This window comes from Vibrio sp. SCSIO 43133, from assembly GCF_023716845.1.
Classification (GTDB): Bacteria; Pseudomonadota; Gammaproteobacteria; order Enterobacterales; family Vibrionaceae; genus Vibrio; species Vibrio mediterranei.
On sequence record NZ_CP068024.1, the window covers coordinates 374,625 to 391,521 of the forward strand.

At 45.9% G+C, this 16,897-nt stretch carries 13 protein-coding genes and 8 tRNA genes; 20 read left to right on the top strand and 1 reads right to left on the bottom strand.

All coding sequences use genetic code 11. The features are described from left to right. Positions 1-15 precede the first annotated feature (15 nt). Complete coding sequence (locus JKJ11_RS01985; protein WP_252038680.1) at positions 16-816, top strand: glycosyl hydrolase 2 galactose-binding domain-containing protein; 801 nt, start codon at positions 16-18, stop codon at positions 814-816. Positions 817-955: 139 nt separating this feature from the next. On the opposite strand, the gene mutS is transcribed toward JKJ11_RS01985, so the two are convergent. Further along, positions 956-3,517 (bottom strand): DNA mismatch repair protein MutS, encoded by a 2,562-nt coding sequence (gene mutS / locus JKJ11_RS01990; protein ID WP_252038681.1) that lies wholly within the window; start codon positions 3,515-3,517, stop codon positions 956-958. 135 nt (positions 3,518-3,652) lie between these two features. Here mutS and pncC point away from each other — a divergent pair, with 135 nt between their 5' ends. From pncC to JKJ11_RS02085, 19 genes are all read left to right on the top strand, one after another. Then, positions 3,653-4,153, top strand: coding sequence for a nicotinamide-nucleotide amidase (gene pncC, locus JKJ11_RS01995; RefSeq protein WP_006073327.1), 501 nt, complete (start codon positions 3,653-3,655; stop codon positions 4,151-4,153). A 197-nt stretch (positions 4,154-4,350) separates the two neighbouring features. Beyond that, a complete protein-coding gene (gene recA, locus JKJ11_RS02000) occupies positions 4,351-5,388 on the top strand; it encodes a recombinase RecA (RefSeq protein WP_006073329.1) in 1,038 nt (345 codons plus the stop codon). A gap of 75 nt (positions 5,389-5,463) precedes the next feature. Further along, a complete protein-coding gene (gene recX, locus JKJ11_RS02005) occupies positions 5,464-5,928 on the top strand; it encodes a recombination regulator RecX (protein ID WP_038228916.1) in 465 nt (154 codons plus the stop codon). Between the two features lie 147 nt (positions 5,929-6,075). Beyond that, positions 6,076-8,661 (top strand): alanine--tRNA ligase, encoded by a 2,586-nt coding sequence (gene alaS, locus JKJ11_RS02010; RefSeq protein ID WP_124940572.1) that lies wholly within the window; start codon positions 6,076-6,078, stop codon positions 8,659-8,661. Between the two features lie 217 nt (positions 8,662-8,878). After that, on the top strand, positions 8,879-10,066 hold the full coding sequence (locus JKJ11_RS02015; RefSeq protein WP_252038682.1) for an aspartate kinase: 1,188 nt from the start codon (positions 8,879-8,881) through the stop codon (positions 10,064-10,066). 92 nt (positions 10,067-10,158) lie between these two features. Further along, the gene (gene csrA / locus JKJ11_RS02020; RefSeq protein WP_004415691.1) at positions 10,159-10,356 is read left to right on the top strand and encodes a carbon storage regulator CsrA; all 198 of its coding nucleotides are present in this window, start codon (positions 10,159-10,161) and stop codon (positions 10,354-10,356) included. A 209-nt stretch (positions 10,357-10,565) separates the two neighbouring features. Further along, positions 10,566-10,658: transfer RNA gene (locus JKJ11_RS02025), tRNA-Ser, on the top strand. Positions 10,659-10,703: 45 nt separating this feature from the next. After that, positions 10,704-10,780 (top strand) — tRNA-Arg (locus tag JKJ11_RS02030). Positions 10,781-10,806: 26 nt separating this feature from the next. Further along, positions 10,807-10,899, top strand: a tRNA-Ser gene (locus JKJ11_RS02035). Between the two features lie 69 nt (positions 10,900-10,968). Further along, positions 10,969-11,045, top strand: a tRNA-Arg gene (locus JKJ11_RS02040). A gap of 88 nt (positions 11,046-11,133) precedes the next feature. Further along, positions 11,134-11,210: transfer RNA gene (locus JKJ11_RS02045), tRNA-Arg, on the top strand. A gap of 76 nt (positions 11,211-11,286) precedes the next feature. After that, a tRNA-Arg gene (locus JKJ11_RS02050) sits at positions 11,287-11,363 on the top strand. A 76-nt stretch (positions 11,364-11,439) separates the two neighbouring features. Next, positions 11,440-11,516 (top strand) — tRNA-Arg (locus JKJ11_RS02055). A gap of 76 nt (positions 11,517-11,592) precedes the next feature. Then, positions 11,593-11,669, top strand: a tRNA-Arg gene (locus JKJ11_RS02060). Positions 11,670-12,080: 411 nt separating this feature from the next. Further along, entirely contained in the window at positions 12,081-12,338 is a 258-nt protein-coding gene (locus tag JKJ11_RS02065; RefSeq protein ID WP_006075158.1) for an oxaloacetate decarboxylase subunit gamma, read from the top strand. Positions 12,339-12,370: 32 nt separating this feature from the next. Then, positions 12,371-14,158: a sodium-extruding oxaloacetate decarboxylase subunit alpha gene (gene oadA, locus JKJ11_RS02070; protein ID WP_252038683.1), complete on the top strand. Its 1,788-nt coding sequence runs from the start codon at positions 12,371-12,373 to the stop codon at positions 14,156-14,158. Positions 14,159-14,167: 9 nt separating this feature from the next. Beyond that, positions 14,168-15,298 carry a sodium ion-translocating decarboxylase subunit beta gene (locus JKJ11_RS02075; RefSeq protein WP_006075160.1) on the top strand — a complete coding sequence of 377 codons (1,131 nt, stop codon included), beginning with the start codon at positions 14,168-14,170 and terminating at the stop codon, positions 15,296-15,298. Positions 15,299-15,492: 194 nt separating this feature from the next. Further along, positions 15,493-16,443 (top strand): NADP-dependent oxidoreductase, encoded by a 951-nt coding sequence (locus tag JKJ11_RS02080; RefSeq protein WP_252038684.1) that lies wholly within the window; start codon positions 15,493-15,495, stop codon positions 16,441-16,443. Next, on the top strand, positions 16,437-16,892 hold the full coding sequence (locus tag JKJ11_RS02085; protein WP_031495418.1) for a YqaA family protein: 456 nt from the start codon (positions 16,437-16,439) through the stop codon (positions 16,890-16,892). The genes JKJ11_RS02080 and JKJ11_RS02085 overlap by 7 nt, the downstream gene beginning before the upstream one ends. Positions 16,893-16,897: the final 5 nt, after the last annotated feature.

Below are 16,897 nucleotides of genomic sequence, written 5' to 3' on the forward strand. Positions count from 1 at the left end.
AGGTCAATTCACACCATGAAAAAGAATTTGGCTGGCCTATGGCAGCTGTCCCCACTTACTGATCTCTCTATACCTCAAGATGATCTCTCTTTCCCAGGCGCTTTAAGTCAGGTCTTACCTTCAGAGCTTACCGAAGAAATGATTGCCAACCAAGAATGGCACCTCATGCATGACTTTGAGTTAACGGAAGAAGAGTTGCAGAATCCGGCGGTCGATTTGGTGATCGGTGGTGTTGAGCATTATGCAGAAATTCGTATTAATGGTCGTGCAGTGTTGGATTGTGATGGCAGTGAAGCGACGTATCGTCGCGAAGTAAGAGCCCATTTACAACAAGGACCCAATCGCATTGAAATCTTGTTCTTAGAGTATGATGAAGAAGACTTGTTGATTGATCTTGATGAAGCGCCGCAGTGTTCTTTATCTGTTACCAAACCTGCAATCGAGACACGTATCGGTGTATGGCAAATGCCTTATTTGCAATTTATTCCACATGTTAGGCTAGACCATGTAGCAATGGAACAGATCTGGCACCATGGTGGTGGCTGTGAGTTTAAAGTCGACCTTCATTATCGTACCTACCGTGCAGGTTTAGTATCAGCGTCAGTCAGATTTAACGGTATGACATTACATTTGCCTATTGATGTTCGAGCACATCATGCATCGGCTCTGTTTCAGGTTGAAGCACCTAAATATGCTGATCCGAGTCAGCCTAATCCAGATGACTTGTACAGTCTGATAGTAAATTTAGATGGGCAAGTGCAGGAATTTGATGTGGCGTTAAGTCAATCACTTTGCGTGACTCATGTAGCTATGTAGCTATGTAGCTATGTAGCTATGTAGCGATATAGTCTTATTTGTTATCTGGCATTCAACATTGCTAGTTATGACAATTATGAGTGCATAATCAAGTTTGCTCTCTTGCTAAAAATCTCAACAAGAGAGCAAGTCGTTACTTCTATAACAAACGTTTCAGACGATATAGCTCCTCCAATGCCTGTCTCGGTGTTAGATCGTCAGGGTCGATTTGTGCCAGAGCTTCTTCCACTTCGCTTGGCTCTGGAATCAAACTCAACTGATTGGCAATGTCGACTTGTGGAGAATCGTTGGTCGTTGGCTTTTGACCTAATTGTTCCAACTGAGTGAGTTTTTGTCTCGCATTCTTTATGACCGCTTTTGGTACACCAGCCAATCCGGCGACAGCAAGGCCGTAGGATTTACTCGCCGCTCCTTCTTGAACCGCGTGCATAAAGGCGATGGAGTCACCATGCTCTACCGCATCAAGGTGAACGTTAGCGAGATGTGGTAGCTGGTTTGGCATTTCTGTCAGTTCAAAATAGTGGGTCGCAAACAAGGTCATAGCGCCAACTTTGGTCGCTAGCCATTCAGCACTTGCCCACGCTAGCGATAGACCGTCATAGGTGCTGGTACCACGGCCGATTTCATCCATTAACACCAAGCTGTTTTCTGTCGCATTGTGTAAGATGTTTGCCGTTTCGGTCATCTCGACCATGAACGTAGAACGACCAGAGGCAAGATCATCGGATGCCCCAATACGCGTAAAGATGCGATCCAGTGAACCGATTTCAGCGGACTCTGCAGGTACATAAGAGCCAATGTGAGCCATCAGTGCAATCAGTGCCGTTTGGCGCATATAGGTCGACTTACCACCCATATTCGGACCGGTAATGATTAACATTTTTCGCTCTGGGTTGAGCGAGATAGGGTTGGCAATGAATGGCTCATCCATCACCTGTTCAACGACAGGGTGGCGGCCACCTTGAATCAGAATACCGGCATTGTCACTGAGGGCTGGGCGACAATAATCGAGACTTTCAGCACGCTCAGCTAGGTTTTGCAAAACGTCTAATTGCGATAGCGCTGAAGCTAGATTTTGCAGTTGTTCCAACTGTGGCAGCAACAAATCAAACAGCTCTTCCCATAGCTTCTTCTCAATTGCCAACGCTTTAGACTTAGAGTTAAGCACTTTATCTTCATGCTCTTTTAACTCTGGAATAATATAGCGTTCGGCATTCTTCAAGGTTTGGCGGCGCACATAGTGCGGTGGTACTAGGTGACTTTGACCGCGACTGACTTGAATGTAGAAGCCGTGTACATTGTTGTAACCAACCTTCAGTGTGTCGATACCGTGGCGATCTCGTTCATCATGCTCCAGTTTCTCAAGGTAAGCCGTCGCACCGTTAGCTAAATCACGCCACTCGTCCAATTCGGCATTGTAGCCATCAGCAATGACGCCACCATCGCGAATTACTACGGGTGGGTTTTCTTTGATAGCGCGCTCAAGCAGTTCTGCCATGCTGTCCATAGGTGCGGAGTATTGAGCCAGTTGCAGCAAGTATGGGTGAGCAACGGTTTCAAGACTTAGTGCCAGCTCGGGCAAGAGGTTCAGAGCACTGCGTAATCGAGCCATATCTCGTGGCCTTGCAGAGCGAAGTGCCAAACGTGCCAAGATACGCTCGATATCACCAATTTGTTTCAACGTAGGCGAAAGCTCGGTATACAACGCATCTTGTTTGAGTTCTGAGATAGCATCAAGGCGATAGTTCAAAGTCTTAATACAGCGCATCGGTTGATGGATCCAGCGCTTCAGCATTCGGCTACCCATTGCTGTTGCGGTGTGATCCAAGACTTCGGCTAACGTGTTGTCTTGTCCGCCCGACAAATTCTGAGTTAGCTCAAGGTTGCGACGCGTGGCTGCATCAAGTACTACAGATTGGTCTTGGCTCACTAGCGTCAATGAACGGATGTGTGGTAGAGCCGTGCGCTGAGTATCTTTAACATACTGAATTAAACAACCTGCAGCGCAGAGTCCAAGTTGGCATTTCTCGACCCCAAACCCAATAAGATCTTTGGTACCAAACTGCTGATTCAGTTGCTGCCTTGCCGTATCAATCTCAAACTCCCAAATTGGACGACGGCGATTACCATTGCGGTTAGCCATCAGTTCAACGGGTTCAAAATCCTCAGGGAATAACAACTCTTTAGGTGCCGTGCGTTGCAGTTCTGCCAACATCGCTTCTTCGGTACTAGGTTCACAAAGTTGAAAGCGACCTGAGGTAATATCTAGCGTGGCATAGCCAAATTTACCGTTTTGGTGGTAGATTGCGGCAATTAGGTTATCCAATCGTTCCGATAGTAAGGCTTCATCTGAAACGGTTCCTGGCGTGACAATTCGAACCACGCGACGCTCTACTGGACCTTTACTGGTAGCAGGGTCGCCAACTTGCTCGCAGATAGCGACAGATTCGCCCAGTTGAACCAGTTTTGCTAAGTAGCCTTCCACGGCATGGAAAGGGACACCGGCCATTGGAATAGGCTCGCCCGCGGATGCGCCCCGTTTGGTTAGAGAAATATCGAGCAGTTGAGACGCACGTTTCGCGTCGTCATAAAAGAGCTCGTAAAAATCACCCATTCGGTAGAAAAGCAGGATATCTGGATTCTCGGCTTTGAGTTTCAGATATTGCTGCATCATTGGCGTATGTTTTTGTTCCGCTTTCACTGTCACATCTTTAGCTGCTTGTTTCAATTGCTGCTTAGGATACGTGAAACCGACGTGAGCGAAAAGGGAATATAAAAAAGTGGCTCTATGGCTTGGGGTCGTTGTCAAACATTGAGTTGTTTAGGAGTTTGCTAGATGAACACTATTGAAGAGTTAAGTTTCAACCTAGGCGCGTTACTCGAACAGAAAGATCATATCCTTGTGACCGCGGAGTCTTGTACTGGTGGCGGTGTGGCGACGGCAATCACTGATATTGCTGGTAGCTCTGCGTGGTTTGATCGAGCATTTGTTACTTACAGCAACGACGCAAAAATCGATATGCTTGGCGTCGCAACTGAAACCCTTGGACAGAATGGAGCGGTGAGTGAAGCCGTTGTTGTTGAAATGGCACAGGGTGCGCTGCAGCATTCTAAAGGGACGCTTAGCGTTGCCATTAGTGGAATTGCTGGTCCTGGAGGGGGGAGTGAAGACAAACCGGTAGGAACCGTTTGCTTTGCGTGGGCTTCACAACAAGGTTGGCTCAAGGTCGAAACCTGTTTGTTTGAAGGTGACCGAGCCGCAGTACGTCAGCAAGCTGTAATGCATGCTCTATTGATATTGTATCGTCACGTATTGGAAGACGAGCCTTACTGTTAACAAAATAACACTCGCGGCATCAACGATTTGCTGTTTGTGTCGGAAAAATTTTCATACAGGTATAGACACTGTATGAATCAACAGTATAATAAAACCATATCGCGATGCTTTTATGCATCGCTCACTAATTAGAAAACTGCCAAAGCAAGTAACTTGCGTAGAGCCTATATCCGTAAAGGATAGTTGTGGAGAAAGTAATGGACGAGAATAAACAAAAGGCGTTAGCCGCTGCATTAGGTCAGATTGAAAAGCAATTTGGTAAAGGCTCGATTATGCGCCTTGGTGATAACCGCACCATGGACGTTGAAACCATTTCAACAGGTTCACTTTCTCTAGATATCGCTCTAGGTGCTGGTGGTCTTCCTATGGGTCGTATCGTAGAAATCTACGGTCCTGAATCATCAGGTAAAACAACGTTAACGCTAGAGTGTATTGCCGCGGCACAGAAGCAAGGTAAAACATGTGCGTTTATCGATGCAGAACATGCCCTAGACCCAATCTACGCGAAGAAGCTTGGTGTTGATATTGATTCGTTACTTGTCTCTCAACCAGATACAGGTGAGCAAGCTCTAGAAATTTGTGATGCACTAGCACGCTCTGGTGCTATTGACGTGATGGTAGTCGACTCTGTTGCGGCTCTAACGCCAAAAGCAGAGATTGAAGGTGAAATGGGCGACAGCCACATGGGTCTTCAAGCGCGTATGCTTTCTCAAGCGATGCGCAAGCTAACTGGTAACCTTAAGCAGTCTAACTGTATGTGTATCTTCATCAACCAAATCCGTATGAAGATTGGTGTGATGTTTGGTAACCCAGAAACGACAACAGGTGGTAACGCACTTAAGTTCTACGCGTCTGTTCGTCTTGATATTCGTCGTACTGGTTCTATCAAAGAAGGTGACGAGGTTGTTGGTAACGAAACTCGCATCAAAGTTGTTAAGAACAAGATTGCAGCACCATTTAAACAAGCTGAGACTCAAATTCTATACGGCCAAGGTTTCAACCGTTATGGCGAGCTTATTGACCTAGGCGTTAAGCATAAGCTTGTTGAAAAAGCGGGTGCATGGTACAGCTACAACGGCGATAAGATTGGTCAAGGTAAAGCGAACGCATGTAAATTCCTTCGCGAAAACCCAGAAGCGGCACAAACGATTGATGCGAAGCTTCGTGAAATGCTACTAACACCAGCACTGGAAGAAGCTCCAGAGCAAGGTGAAGCGCCAGCTGAAGAGTTGTAAGCGTTAACAACCTCATTGAGATAAGCCCTGCAGAGCAGGGCTTTGTTGTATCTGTACTTTGTTCGTCGAGTGACTATGTTTCAACGAAAACCACCATCATTGTCAGCGAAAGAAGCCGCGATTCAATTGTTGAGTCGTCGAGACCATGGTGAGTATGAGCTTTATCAAAAACTTGCTTTTAAAGGCTACGAAGAATCTGAAGTAGAAGCGGCGTTAGATTTTTGTCGTGATTGTCGCTATTTGGATGACTTGCGTTTTGCCAAGAGCCAAATTCGTCAGCATGTATACAAGGGTCATGGTGAGCGTAGAATTCGCCAAGAATTAAACCAAAAGCGCGTCTCAGATTCTGTCGTTGATGAAGCGATGTTAGAGGAGCAAGTGGACTGGTTCGAGTTGGCTAAAACAACAGCGGAGAAAAAGTTTCGACTCGGAAAATCAAAAGATCCGAAAGAATACGCCAAACAAGTGCGTTTTTTGCAGTATCGAGGTTACACATTTGAACAGATTAACTATGCACTAAATGCCCTTGAGAATCCTTAGTTCACCTGCAACCACTTGTCCTAACGCGATTAATCTCTAATTTCTTCCAGTTTCCTGCCTTTTTTACCAGAATACTAGGCGAATCCTTACTCATGGGGTTACAATACGTCCCCAAAATCTAACTCGAATTATTTCAGGAAGAGCTGCATGTACATGAGCACAGATGAGGTTCGCAACGCGTTCCTTAAGTTCTTTGAGAGCAAAGGGCACCAAATCGTAGACAGTTCATCGTTGGTTCCACACGATGACCCAACTCTGCTTTTCACCAACGCCGGTATGAACCAGTTTAAAGACTGTTTCCTTGGCTTAGAAAAGCGTAACTACACTCGTGCCACTACGGCCCAGCGTTGTGTTCGCGCTGGTGGTAAGCACAACGACCTTGAGAACGTTGGCTTCACTGCTCGTCACCATACTTTCTTTGAGATGCTGGGTAACTTCAGCTTTGGTGACTACTTCAAAGAAGATGCTATCAGCTTTGCTTGGGAGTTCTTAACAGAAACGTTGAAACTGCCAAAAGATCGCCTACTTGTAACGGTTTATGAAACCGACGATGAAGCGTTTGAAATCTGGAACAAGCAAATTGGCGTGCCAGCGGATCGCATTGTTCGCATTGGCGACAAGAAAGGCGGCAAGCCATACGAGTCAGACAACTTCTGGCAAATGGGTGATACTGGTCCTTGTGGTCCATGTACAGAAATTTTCTATGATCACGGTGAGCACATCTGGGGTGGTCGTCCTGGTACCCCTGAAGAAGATGGTGACCGATTCATCGAGATCTGGAACAACGTATTTATGCAGTTCAACCGTCATGCAGACGGTACTATGGAACCGCTACCTAAACCATCGGTTGATACTGGTATGGGTATTGAGCGTATTTCTGCCATCATGCAAGGCGTTCACTCAAACTACGAAATCGATGTGTTCCAAACATTGATCAAAGCTGCAGCTGAAGTTATTGGTTACCAAGATTTATCAAACCAATCTCTACGCGTAATTGCAGATCATATCCGTTCATGTTCATTCCTAATCGTTGACGGTGTGATGCCATCTAACGAAGGTCGTGGTTACGTACTACGTCGTATCATTCGCCGTGCAGTTCGTCACGGTAACAAGCTCGGTGCGCAAGGTGCATTCTTCCACAAGCTTGTTGGTACTCTTGCCTCTGTTATGGGGAGTGCGGGCGAAGAACTTAAGAAGCAACAAGCCGTTGTTGAAAAAGTACTTCGCATCGAGGAAGAGAACTTCGGGCGTACTCTTGAACGTGGTATGACAATCCTGACAGAAGCTCTTGATAACCTTGGTGATGAAAAGGTTCTTGATGGCGAGACAGTATTCAAGCTCTATGACACTTACGGCTTCCCAGCAGATCTAACTAACGATGTGGCTCGTGAACGTGAGTTTACTATCGATGAAGAAGGCTTTGAGAAAGCGATGGAAGCACAGCGTCAGCGTGCTCGTGAAGCCGGTCAGTTTGGCACGGACTACAATGCTGCGATTAAAGTCGATACTGACACTGAATTCTGCGGTTACACAGGCACAGAAGGTTCAAGTTCTGTTGCTGCTATGTTTGTTGAAGGCGCAGAAGTTGATGCGCTATCAGCGGGCGACAAAGCAATTGTGGTGCTAGAACAAACGCCGTTCTATGCAGAGTCAGGTGGTCAGTGTGGTGATGCAGGTGTACTGAAAACAGCGGCTGGTCTATTCAAAGTAGAAGATACCCAAAAACTGGGCAACGCGATTGCACACCATGGTGAGCTTGTCGAAGGTGTTCTAGCAAAAGGTGATGAAGTCGATGCGATTGTTGATGCACAGCGTCGTGCTGCTATTTCATTGAATCACTCTGCAACTCACTTGTTGCACGCTGCACTACGCCAAGTACTTGGTGAGCACGTTACACAGAAAGGTTCTTTGGTGAAGCCTGATAACTTACGTTTCGACTTCTCTCACTTAGAAGCGATGACGAAAGCAGAGATCAAAGAAGTTGAACGTCTGGTTAACGCGCAGATTCGCACTAACCACGTTATTGAAACTAACGTGATGGATATCGAATCAGCGAAAGCCAAGGGAGCGATGGCTCTGTTTGGTGAGAAGTACGATGATGAAGTTCGTGTTCTATCTATGGGCGACTTCTCAACGGAGCTTTGTGGTGGTATTCACGCAAGCAATACGGGTGATATTGGTCTGTTCAAGATTACATCGGAAGGTGGTATTGCTGCTGGTATTCGTCGTATCGAAGCCGTCACTGGTGAAGCGGCACTAGACGCTATCGAAGCTCAAGCTTCTCAATATGAAGAGAAACTAACTGATGCGGCAAGTAAAGCTAAGTCATTAGAAAAAGAGATTCAGCAACTGAAAGATAAACTTGCAGCGGTTGAAAGTGCCAACATTATGGGCAAAGTAGAAGAGATTGCGGGTACGCAAGTTCTTGTTGCAGCTCTAGAAGGTGCAGATAGCAAGAACCTTCGTACTATGATGGACAATGCGAAAAACCAAATGGGCAGCGGTATTGCGTTTATTGCGAACGTAGCAGATGGCAAAATTGGTTTGATTGCAGGTGTGACGAAAGACCTTACGGGCAAAGTAAAAGCAGGCGACCTTGTTAAGATGGTTGCCGAGCAAGTTGGCGGTAAGGGCGGCGGTCGTCCTGATATGGCGCAAGCAGGGGGCTCTGATGTTGAAGCGCTACCTGAAGCGTTAAAATCGATTCGTAGCTGGTTAGAAGAGCGTCTATAACTCTTTAATCGACATCATAAAATGCCCAATCAATGTACGTTGATTGGGCATTGTTGCTTTTGGTCTCGGTGCATTTAAAGTACCAATTGCATAATACCTGCTGAAGAGCTGATTTAATAAGTGTGCGTGTGGACGTCGCTTAATATAAGGGAGCGGCTAAATTGGCCGTAATTTCAAAAATCGACAACGTAAAGTTGTCTTGGGAAGGTGAAGACTGGTGAAAAGACCACTAATCGTGCAAAAGTTCGGTGGAACTTCTGTTGGCTCTGTAGAACGCATTCATAATGTTGCAGAGCATGTAATTCGAGCTAAAGCGTCGGGCAAACAAGTTGTTGTTGTCGTATCTGCGATGTCAGGAGAAACCAATCGATTGGTTGATCTGGCTAAACAGATCGACAAAGTACCCAATGTTCGTGAACTGGATGTCTTGTTATCTGCTGGTGAGCAAATTTCTATGGCATTACTATCCATGACGTTAAGTAAACTTGGACACGCAGCGGTTTCTCTTACTGGCGGACAGGCAAGAATTACCACTAACAACAACCACAACAACGCAACGATTAGTAGTATTGATACCAGTGTGATTGATGACTATTTGGCTCAGGACAAAATTGTCATTGTGGCGGGCTTTCAAGGCGTGAATGAAATTGGTGACATTACGACTTTAGGTCGAGGTGGCTCTGATACGACGGCGGTCGCGTTAGCCGGAGCGCTTGTAGCTCAAGAGTGTCAGATATTCACAGACGTTGATGGCGTTTACAGTTGCGACCCAAGAATTGTCAGCAAAGCAGAAAGGCTTGATACCATTGATTTTCCTACCATGCATGAAATGGCACACAAAGGGGCGAAAGTCTTACATTTGCCTTGTGTTGCTTATGCATGGAAACATCAAGTGCCGCTTCGTGTGTTGTCGAGTTTCGAACCGGGCGAAGGGACCTTAGTCGCGGGCATGGAATCGAGGCCTGGAATTAGTGGCTTAGCAATACGAAAACAAATAATGGCTCTATGTATGATGGCAGAGCACGCTGATATCGTTGATAAACAGCGCCAAATGCTAGGGGTTGATGATTGCCATTGGGTGACAGATTCCACCTACAAGCAATTGTTTGTGGGGCAAGAGTGTTGCGATAAGCTTCGACTGGTTATTGATGAGAAAGTGGTAGCGACTAAAGAGGTTGCGTTATTGACGCTTGTTGGCGCCGATGCAAAGGCGCAAGCATCACAATATCAACAACTTCTCAACTTATCAGACATATCTGTTCTACACTTTTGTGAGGATAAGCACTCAATTACGTTAGTAATGGAACCGGGAGCTATCGACAAAGCGGCTAACGTACTGCATGATAACTACATTATCACCAGTGAATCCGTTATGAGAGAAGAAAAACAGGTACATTTGGGGTAAATACTTTTCATAAGATAGTTTACGAAAATATAACTTTTGTTGGATAATAAGTTTCGTAGCAAGATAATTAGAGAATACTCAAGGAGCAAAGAATGCTGATTCTGACTCGCCGTGTTGGCGAAACGTTGATGATTGGTGATGAAGTCACTGTTACTGTACTAGGTGTTAAAGGTAACCAAGTTCGCATTGGTGTTAACGCTCCCAAAGAAGTTTCAGTGCATCGTGAAGAAATTTACATGCGCATTCAGGCGGAAAAAGGAAATGGTAACGTTGCTTCAGGCAACTACTAATCCAAACTGAGAGGGCTGGCATTATGCCGGCCTTTTTGTTGCGCAAAATTCGTCGCTTAATAGAGGCACTAAGTCGGATTTTGTGTAGGAAAGCTACGATTAAATGGTGGTTTGGTTAATTTGCCAACGCTTAGTCTGTTTTTTCCTAATTTTGCCAAGAAAATGTTTGACTTATTTTTGGTAAATCGTAATATGTGCCTCCGCAAGACGGTGAGGTGGCCGAGAGGCTGAAGGCGCTCCCCTGCTAAGGGAGTATACGGTTTGTAGCCGTATCGAGGGTTCGAATCCCTCCCTCACCGCCATTCTTGCGAAGTGTTGTATAACGCTGTTCTAATTGAACATATTGCGCGCTCGTAGCTCAGCTGGATAGAGTACCTGGCTACGAACCAGGCGGTCGAAGGTTCGAATCCTTCCGAGCGCGCCATTTCTCTCTTAGGAAAGAAATACTGCGGTGAGGTGGCCGAGAGGCTGAAGGCGCTCCCCTGCTAAGGGAGTATACGGTTTGTAGCCGTATCGAGGGTTCGAATCCCTCCCTCACCGCCATTTATTGACTGTTTCAGTCAATTTTTTTGTTCAAAAAGAAATTAAATGTGATATGCTTCACAACCTTGCGCGCTCGTAGCTCAGCTGGATAGAGTACCTGGCTACGAACCAGGCGGTCGAAGGTTCGAATCCTTCCGAGCGCGCCATTCTTTTCGAATGATAGGTTAGGTAAAAGATTTAAGTGAGACTTAATTCAACACCTGTTACAGCATAAGCTGTACAAAGACTTGTTGCGCGCTCGTAGCTCAGCTGGATAGAGTACCTGGCTACGAACCAGGCGGTCGAAGGTTCGAATCCTTCCGAGCGCGCCATTTATTTAGGTAAAAGATTTAAGTGAAAACTTAATTCAACACCTGTTATAGCATAAGCTGTACAAAGACTTGTTGCGCGCTCGTAGCTCAGCTGGATAGAGTACCTGGCTACGAACCAGGCGGTCGAAGGTTCGAATCCTTCCGAGCGCGCCATTTATTTAGGTAAAAGATTTAAGTGAAAACTTAATTCAACACCTGTTATAGCATAAGCTGTACAAAGACTTGTTGCGCGCTCGTAGCTCAGCTGGATAGAGTACCTGGCTACGAACCAGGCGGTCGAAGGTTCGAATCCTTCCGAGCGCGCCATTTATTTAGGTAAAAGACTTAAGTGAGAACTTAATTCAACGCCTGTTATAGCATAAGCTGTACAAAGACCTGTTGCGCGCTCGTAGCTCAGCTGGATAGAGTACCTGGCTACGAACCAGGCGGTCGAAGGTTCGAATCCTTCCGAGCGCGCCATTATTTAGAAACCTCGCTTAGGCGGGGTTTTTTATTAACAAAAATTTATCATATCAATAACCTTATGATTACAACGTGATGTTTTTTAAGGATAAATCGCGGTAATTTTAAGCCTGTCTCAGTTTTCCAACCCCAGTTTGTTTATGTTGAAATCTATGGTTGAGTCATAGTATGAAGTTCTGTGTAAGTACAAATACACCATAAATTGTCGTGCTCATCATAGTTTTTCATTTGAATGACGTTTTAATGACGACTGTAGATTAAACAAAATTGACAAACTTTCACCAATCGAGATAATCCTAGACCTCTTGCAATGGATCAATGCAAGAACCATTGCTTGTCAATCTGTGTGCAGTGACGCCACGTTTTATGATTGAGTAACTTGTCAGGATGACAAAGAAAGGACGCAACATGACTAATATTGGAAGCCTGCTAGGAGACGCAGCCGCCCTAATGTTCACGGGTATGGCTGTTGTATTTGTATTCCTAACAATCCTCGTTTATCTCGTTCGGTTAATGTCGAAATTGGTACCAGAAGAAGTGCCCGAACCGATCGCAGTTCCTACAAAAATTAAAACACAACAATCCCCCTCAAATGGTGTTAGCCCAAGTGTTGTTGCAGCGATTTCTGCCGCTGTTCATCAATACCGCACTTCGGCCGCTAAATAGATTGAGTTAAAGCTTAAAAGGAGTTAATGAGCATGTCTAAACCACTAGCTATCACGGACGTGGTACTTCGTGACGCCCACCAGTCTCTGTTCGCAACGCGGATGCGTATTGAAGATATGTTACCTATCGCAGCTGAGCTCGATAAAGTGGGGTATTGGTCTTTAGAAACTTGGGGGGGCGCAACCTTTGATGCGTGTATTCGTTTCTTAGGGGAAGATCCTTGGGAACGCTTACGCGAACTTAAAAAAGCCATGCCAAACACGCCAATGCAGATGCTATTGCGTGGACAAAACCTATTGGGTTACCGCCACTATGCTGATGATGTGGTGGAAAAATTTGTTGAACGTGCCCATGCCAATGGTATGGACGTGTTTCGTATTTTTGACGCGATGAATGATGTACGCAACTTTGAAAAAGCAGTAAAAGCTGCTGTTGATGTTGGTGCTCACGCGCAAGGTACACTGTCTTATACAACAAGCCCTGTACATAATACGGATACATGGGTTGATTTAGCCAAGCGCTTAGAAGACTTAGGTTGCCATTCTTTATGTATTAAAGACATGTCTGGCTTACTTAAACCTTATGAAGCCGAAGAACTTATCTCACGCGTAAAATCATCATGTGAAGTGCCACTTGCGCTGCACTGTCATGCAACAACCGGGCTATCAACGGCAACGGCGGTTAAAGCAGTCGAAGCTGGGATAGATATTCTAGATACGGCTATCTCTTCAATGAGTCAGACTTATGGCCACACGCCTACAGAGACCGTTGTGGCAATGCTGCAAGGCACTGAACGTGATACTAATCTTAAGCTCGAGCAGATTGAACCTATCGCAGCGTATTTCCGTGAAGTTCGTAAGAAGTATGCGAAATGGGAGGGTCAACTGAAAGGTGTTGATTCACGTATCCTTATTGCGCAAGTTCCAGGTGGCATGCTGACCAATATGGAAGGGCAGCTAAAAGAACAAGGTGCAGCGGATCGTATTGATGAAGTTCTCGAAGAAATCCCAAGAGTTCGTGAAGATCTTGGCTTTATTCCTTTGGTGACGCCAACATCACAGATCGTTGGTACTCAAGCGGTGATCAACGTATTAACGGGTGAGCGCTATAAGAGTATTACTAAAGAGACAGCTGGTGTGCTTAAAGGGGAATACGGTAAGGCGCCAGCAGAAGTTAACGCGGAACTTCAAGCAAAAGTGCTCGATGGTGCCCAAGCGATTACCTGTCGTCCAGCTGATTTATTGGAAGCGGAACTCGACACATTGACGGAAGACCTACTGCAAAAAGCAAAATCCGATGGTATTTCCCTTGCCGAAGATACAGTGGATGATGTTCTTACTTATGCGCTCTTCCCTCAAGTAGGGCTTAAGTTCTTGAAAAATCGCCATAACCCTGATGCGTTTGAGCCTGCTCCTGGTAAAGAAGAAGCAAAACCTGCTGCCCCTGTTGCAGCTCCAACAGCAAGTGCCGCGGGAATTGAGTCTTATAGCGTGAAAGTCGATGGTCAGGTTTATGATGTTGAAGTGGGTCCAAAAGGTGAGCTTACTTCAGTGACACCTGCGTCCGTAGCACCTGCCACCACTCCAGCACCTGCTGCTGCAACGAATGTTGAAGCGGTTTCTGCTCCGTTAGCGGGGAATATCTTTAAAGTTAATGTTGCATCTGGTGCTCAAGTTCAAGAAGGTGATGTGCTACTTATCTTAGAAGCGATGAAGATGGAAACAGAAGTGCGTGCTGCGCAAAGCGGCGTGGTTCAAGATGTACACGTGAAAGAAGGTGATGCTGTTGTTGTAGGCGCACCTCTTGTTAGCTTAGCGTAAGGGAGCACCATGGAAGGATTGATGACCTTATGGTCAGAAACAGGGATCGCTAACTTTGAATTCGGCCAAATCTGCATGATCTTGGTCGGATGCACCTTGCTGTTCTTAGCGATTCGTAAGGGCTTTGAACCACTACTACTTTTACCTATTGGCTTTGGCGCTATTTTAGCGAACATTCCAAATGCTGGTTTTACCGAGCCGGGTGGTTTGCTGTACTACGTCTATTATATCGGTATTGAGTCTGGCGTCTTCCCATTACTCATCTTTATGGGTGTCGGAGCAATGACTGACTTTGGAGCATTAATCGCTAATCCGAAAACCTTATGGTTAGGGGCTGCGGCTCAGTTTGGTATCTTCGCCACCTTGTTTGGTGCAATTTTGCTGAACTATGTACCGGGTATGGAGTTCTCGATGCAAGATGCTGCTTCCATTGCCATCATCGGTGGTGCGGATGGCCCAACTGCTATCTTCTTAGCAAGCCGACTTTCGCCGGATCTTCTCGGTGCAATTGCTGTCGCAGCATATAGCTACATGGCATTGGTTCCTATTATTCAGCCACCGATTATGAAAGCACTGACCACGCCAGAAGAGCGTACTATTAAGATGGCGCAACTTCGCCATGTTAGTAAAGGTGAGAAGATCTTATTTCCATTGGCCGTGTTATTGATGACTATCTTGTTCCTCCCTTCAGCAACACCTTTAGTGGGTATGTTCTGTCTGGGTAACTTGATGCGAGAGGCGGGCGTTGTCGATCGATTATCGAAAACGGCACAAAATGAGCTCATCAATATTGTGACGATCTTCTTAGGTCTTGGTGTGGGCTCGAAGCTTCAAGCAGAAGAGTTCCTAAATTTTGAGACCTTGGGTATTCTCGCTCTCGGCGCTGTTGCCTTTAGTATCGGTACCGGGGCTGGGGTGTTAATGGCGAAGCTGCTTAACAAATACTCTAAAGAAGATATTAACCCGTTGATTGGTGCAGCTGGTGTTTCTGCGGTACCTATGGCTGCGCGTGTCGTAAATAAGGTGGGCTTACAAGCTAACCCACAAAACTTCCTTTTGATGCATGCAATGGGTCCTAACGTAGCTGGCGTATTAGGCTCGGCAGTAGCTGCAGGTATCTTGTTAGCTCTGGTAGGCTAAATGCGAATCCATATTGTATTAATCGGGGGAGCTTAGGCTCCCCCTTTTTTTTATCTTTGGTTATCAGGCCAAGATAATGAGTCACAAAAGTGATTGAATTTGTTACATACTGGATGTGGGTTGATGAAAAGATAATCTAGACTCAAACAGGTATTTCGTTACTATGGAATCTCAAATTGGAAGAGGAAGCCGCGATGAAGTGTAAACAAATAGTCATCCCAGAATTTGGTTCAGCAGAAGTATTGGCATTTCAGGAGGTCGATATTCCTCAACCAAAAGCCGGTGAGGTGCTGGTAAAAGTCGCCTATGCTGGCATTAATCCTATTGATGTGAAGACGCGTGCTGGATTGGGGTGGGCGGCAGCTGAAAACAAAGATAACTTACCTTGGGTACCGGGTTATGATATCTCGGGCTCAATTGCTGGTTTAGGTAAAGGCGCACAGGAGTTTGAAGTAGGCCAAGAGGTCGTGGGATTTATTGGGTTTCCTCTTCGTGCGGGTGGTTATAGTCAATATGTGTGTGTACCCGAAACAGAGCTTACTGCGTTGCCTAACACGGTTGCCTTAGAGGCAGCAGCAGCGTTGCCATTGGCTGGGCAAACAGCAGCACAAGCAATTAATAAAGCTCAGGTGCAAGAGGGCGAGCGAGTGTTAATCCTAGCGGGTGCAGGTGGCGTTGGTCACATCGCGGTTCAACTAGCAGTGGCGACTAAAGCAGAGGTGTACACCACTTGCAGTGAGCGCAATCTCGATTATTTGGCTACATTAGGCGCTCATGCTATCAATTATGAATTCGCGCCAGCTTCAGAGCGACTAAGCGATGTCGATGTACTGATTGACCTAGTCGGTGGTGATGTCGCGTTAGATGCACTTAAGTGTCTTAAAGATAATGCTAGAGTTATCACCATTCCGACGATTACGGCAGAGCTAGTATGCGAAAAAGCCAAACTTCTTGGTTTTGAAGCGAGTGGAATGCTAGTGTCTCCCGATACCAAACAAATGGAAACCTTACTGTATATGGTAGGTGTTGGACTGTTAAAAACCGAAATTCAGCACGTTTTCCCTTATTCACAAGTGGTTGAGGCTCACCAACAAGTCGAAACCAGCCGCACTCGCGGCAAAGTCCTACTTGATATGCAATGCTAGAAACATTTTCTCAATACCTAGCGGAGTCATGGTTTGCCGACTCCGCACTCGCGGTTCTTTTTATTTCTGGGTTTTTAAGTGCGACCTTACTTCCAGGTGGCTCAGAAGCCGGGCTAGTGGCAACCTTAAGTTTGCAACAATACACTCCGGCCATGGTGATTTTGGTTGCTACCATAGGTAATACTCTTGGAGGGTTAACCAACTACTGGATTGGTATTTGGTTGCCAAATCGAACTCAGGAAGAGAAACATGGTCATAAAGCCATGGCATGGATACAGAAATATGGTTACTGGACGTTATTATTGAGTTGGTTACCCGTCATTGGCGACCCTTTGTGTTTAGCAGCAGGTTGGCTGCGGATGAAGTTTCTGCCATGTGTTGTGCTTATTGCAATTGGTAAAGCGCTACGTTATATCGCGCTGACCGCTATCTTCTACGGTCTTTTCTAAGGAGC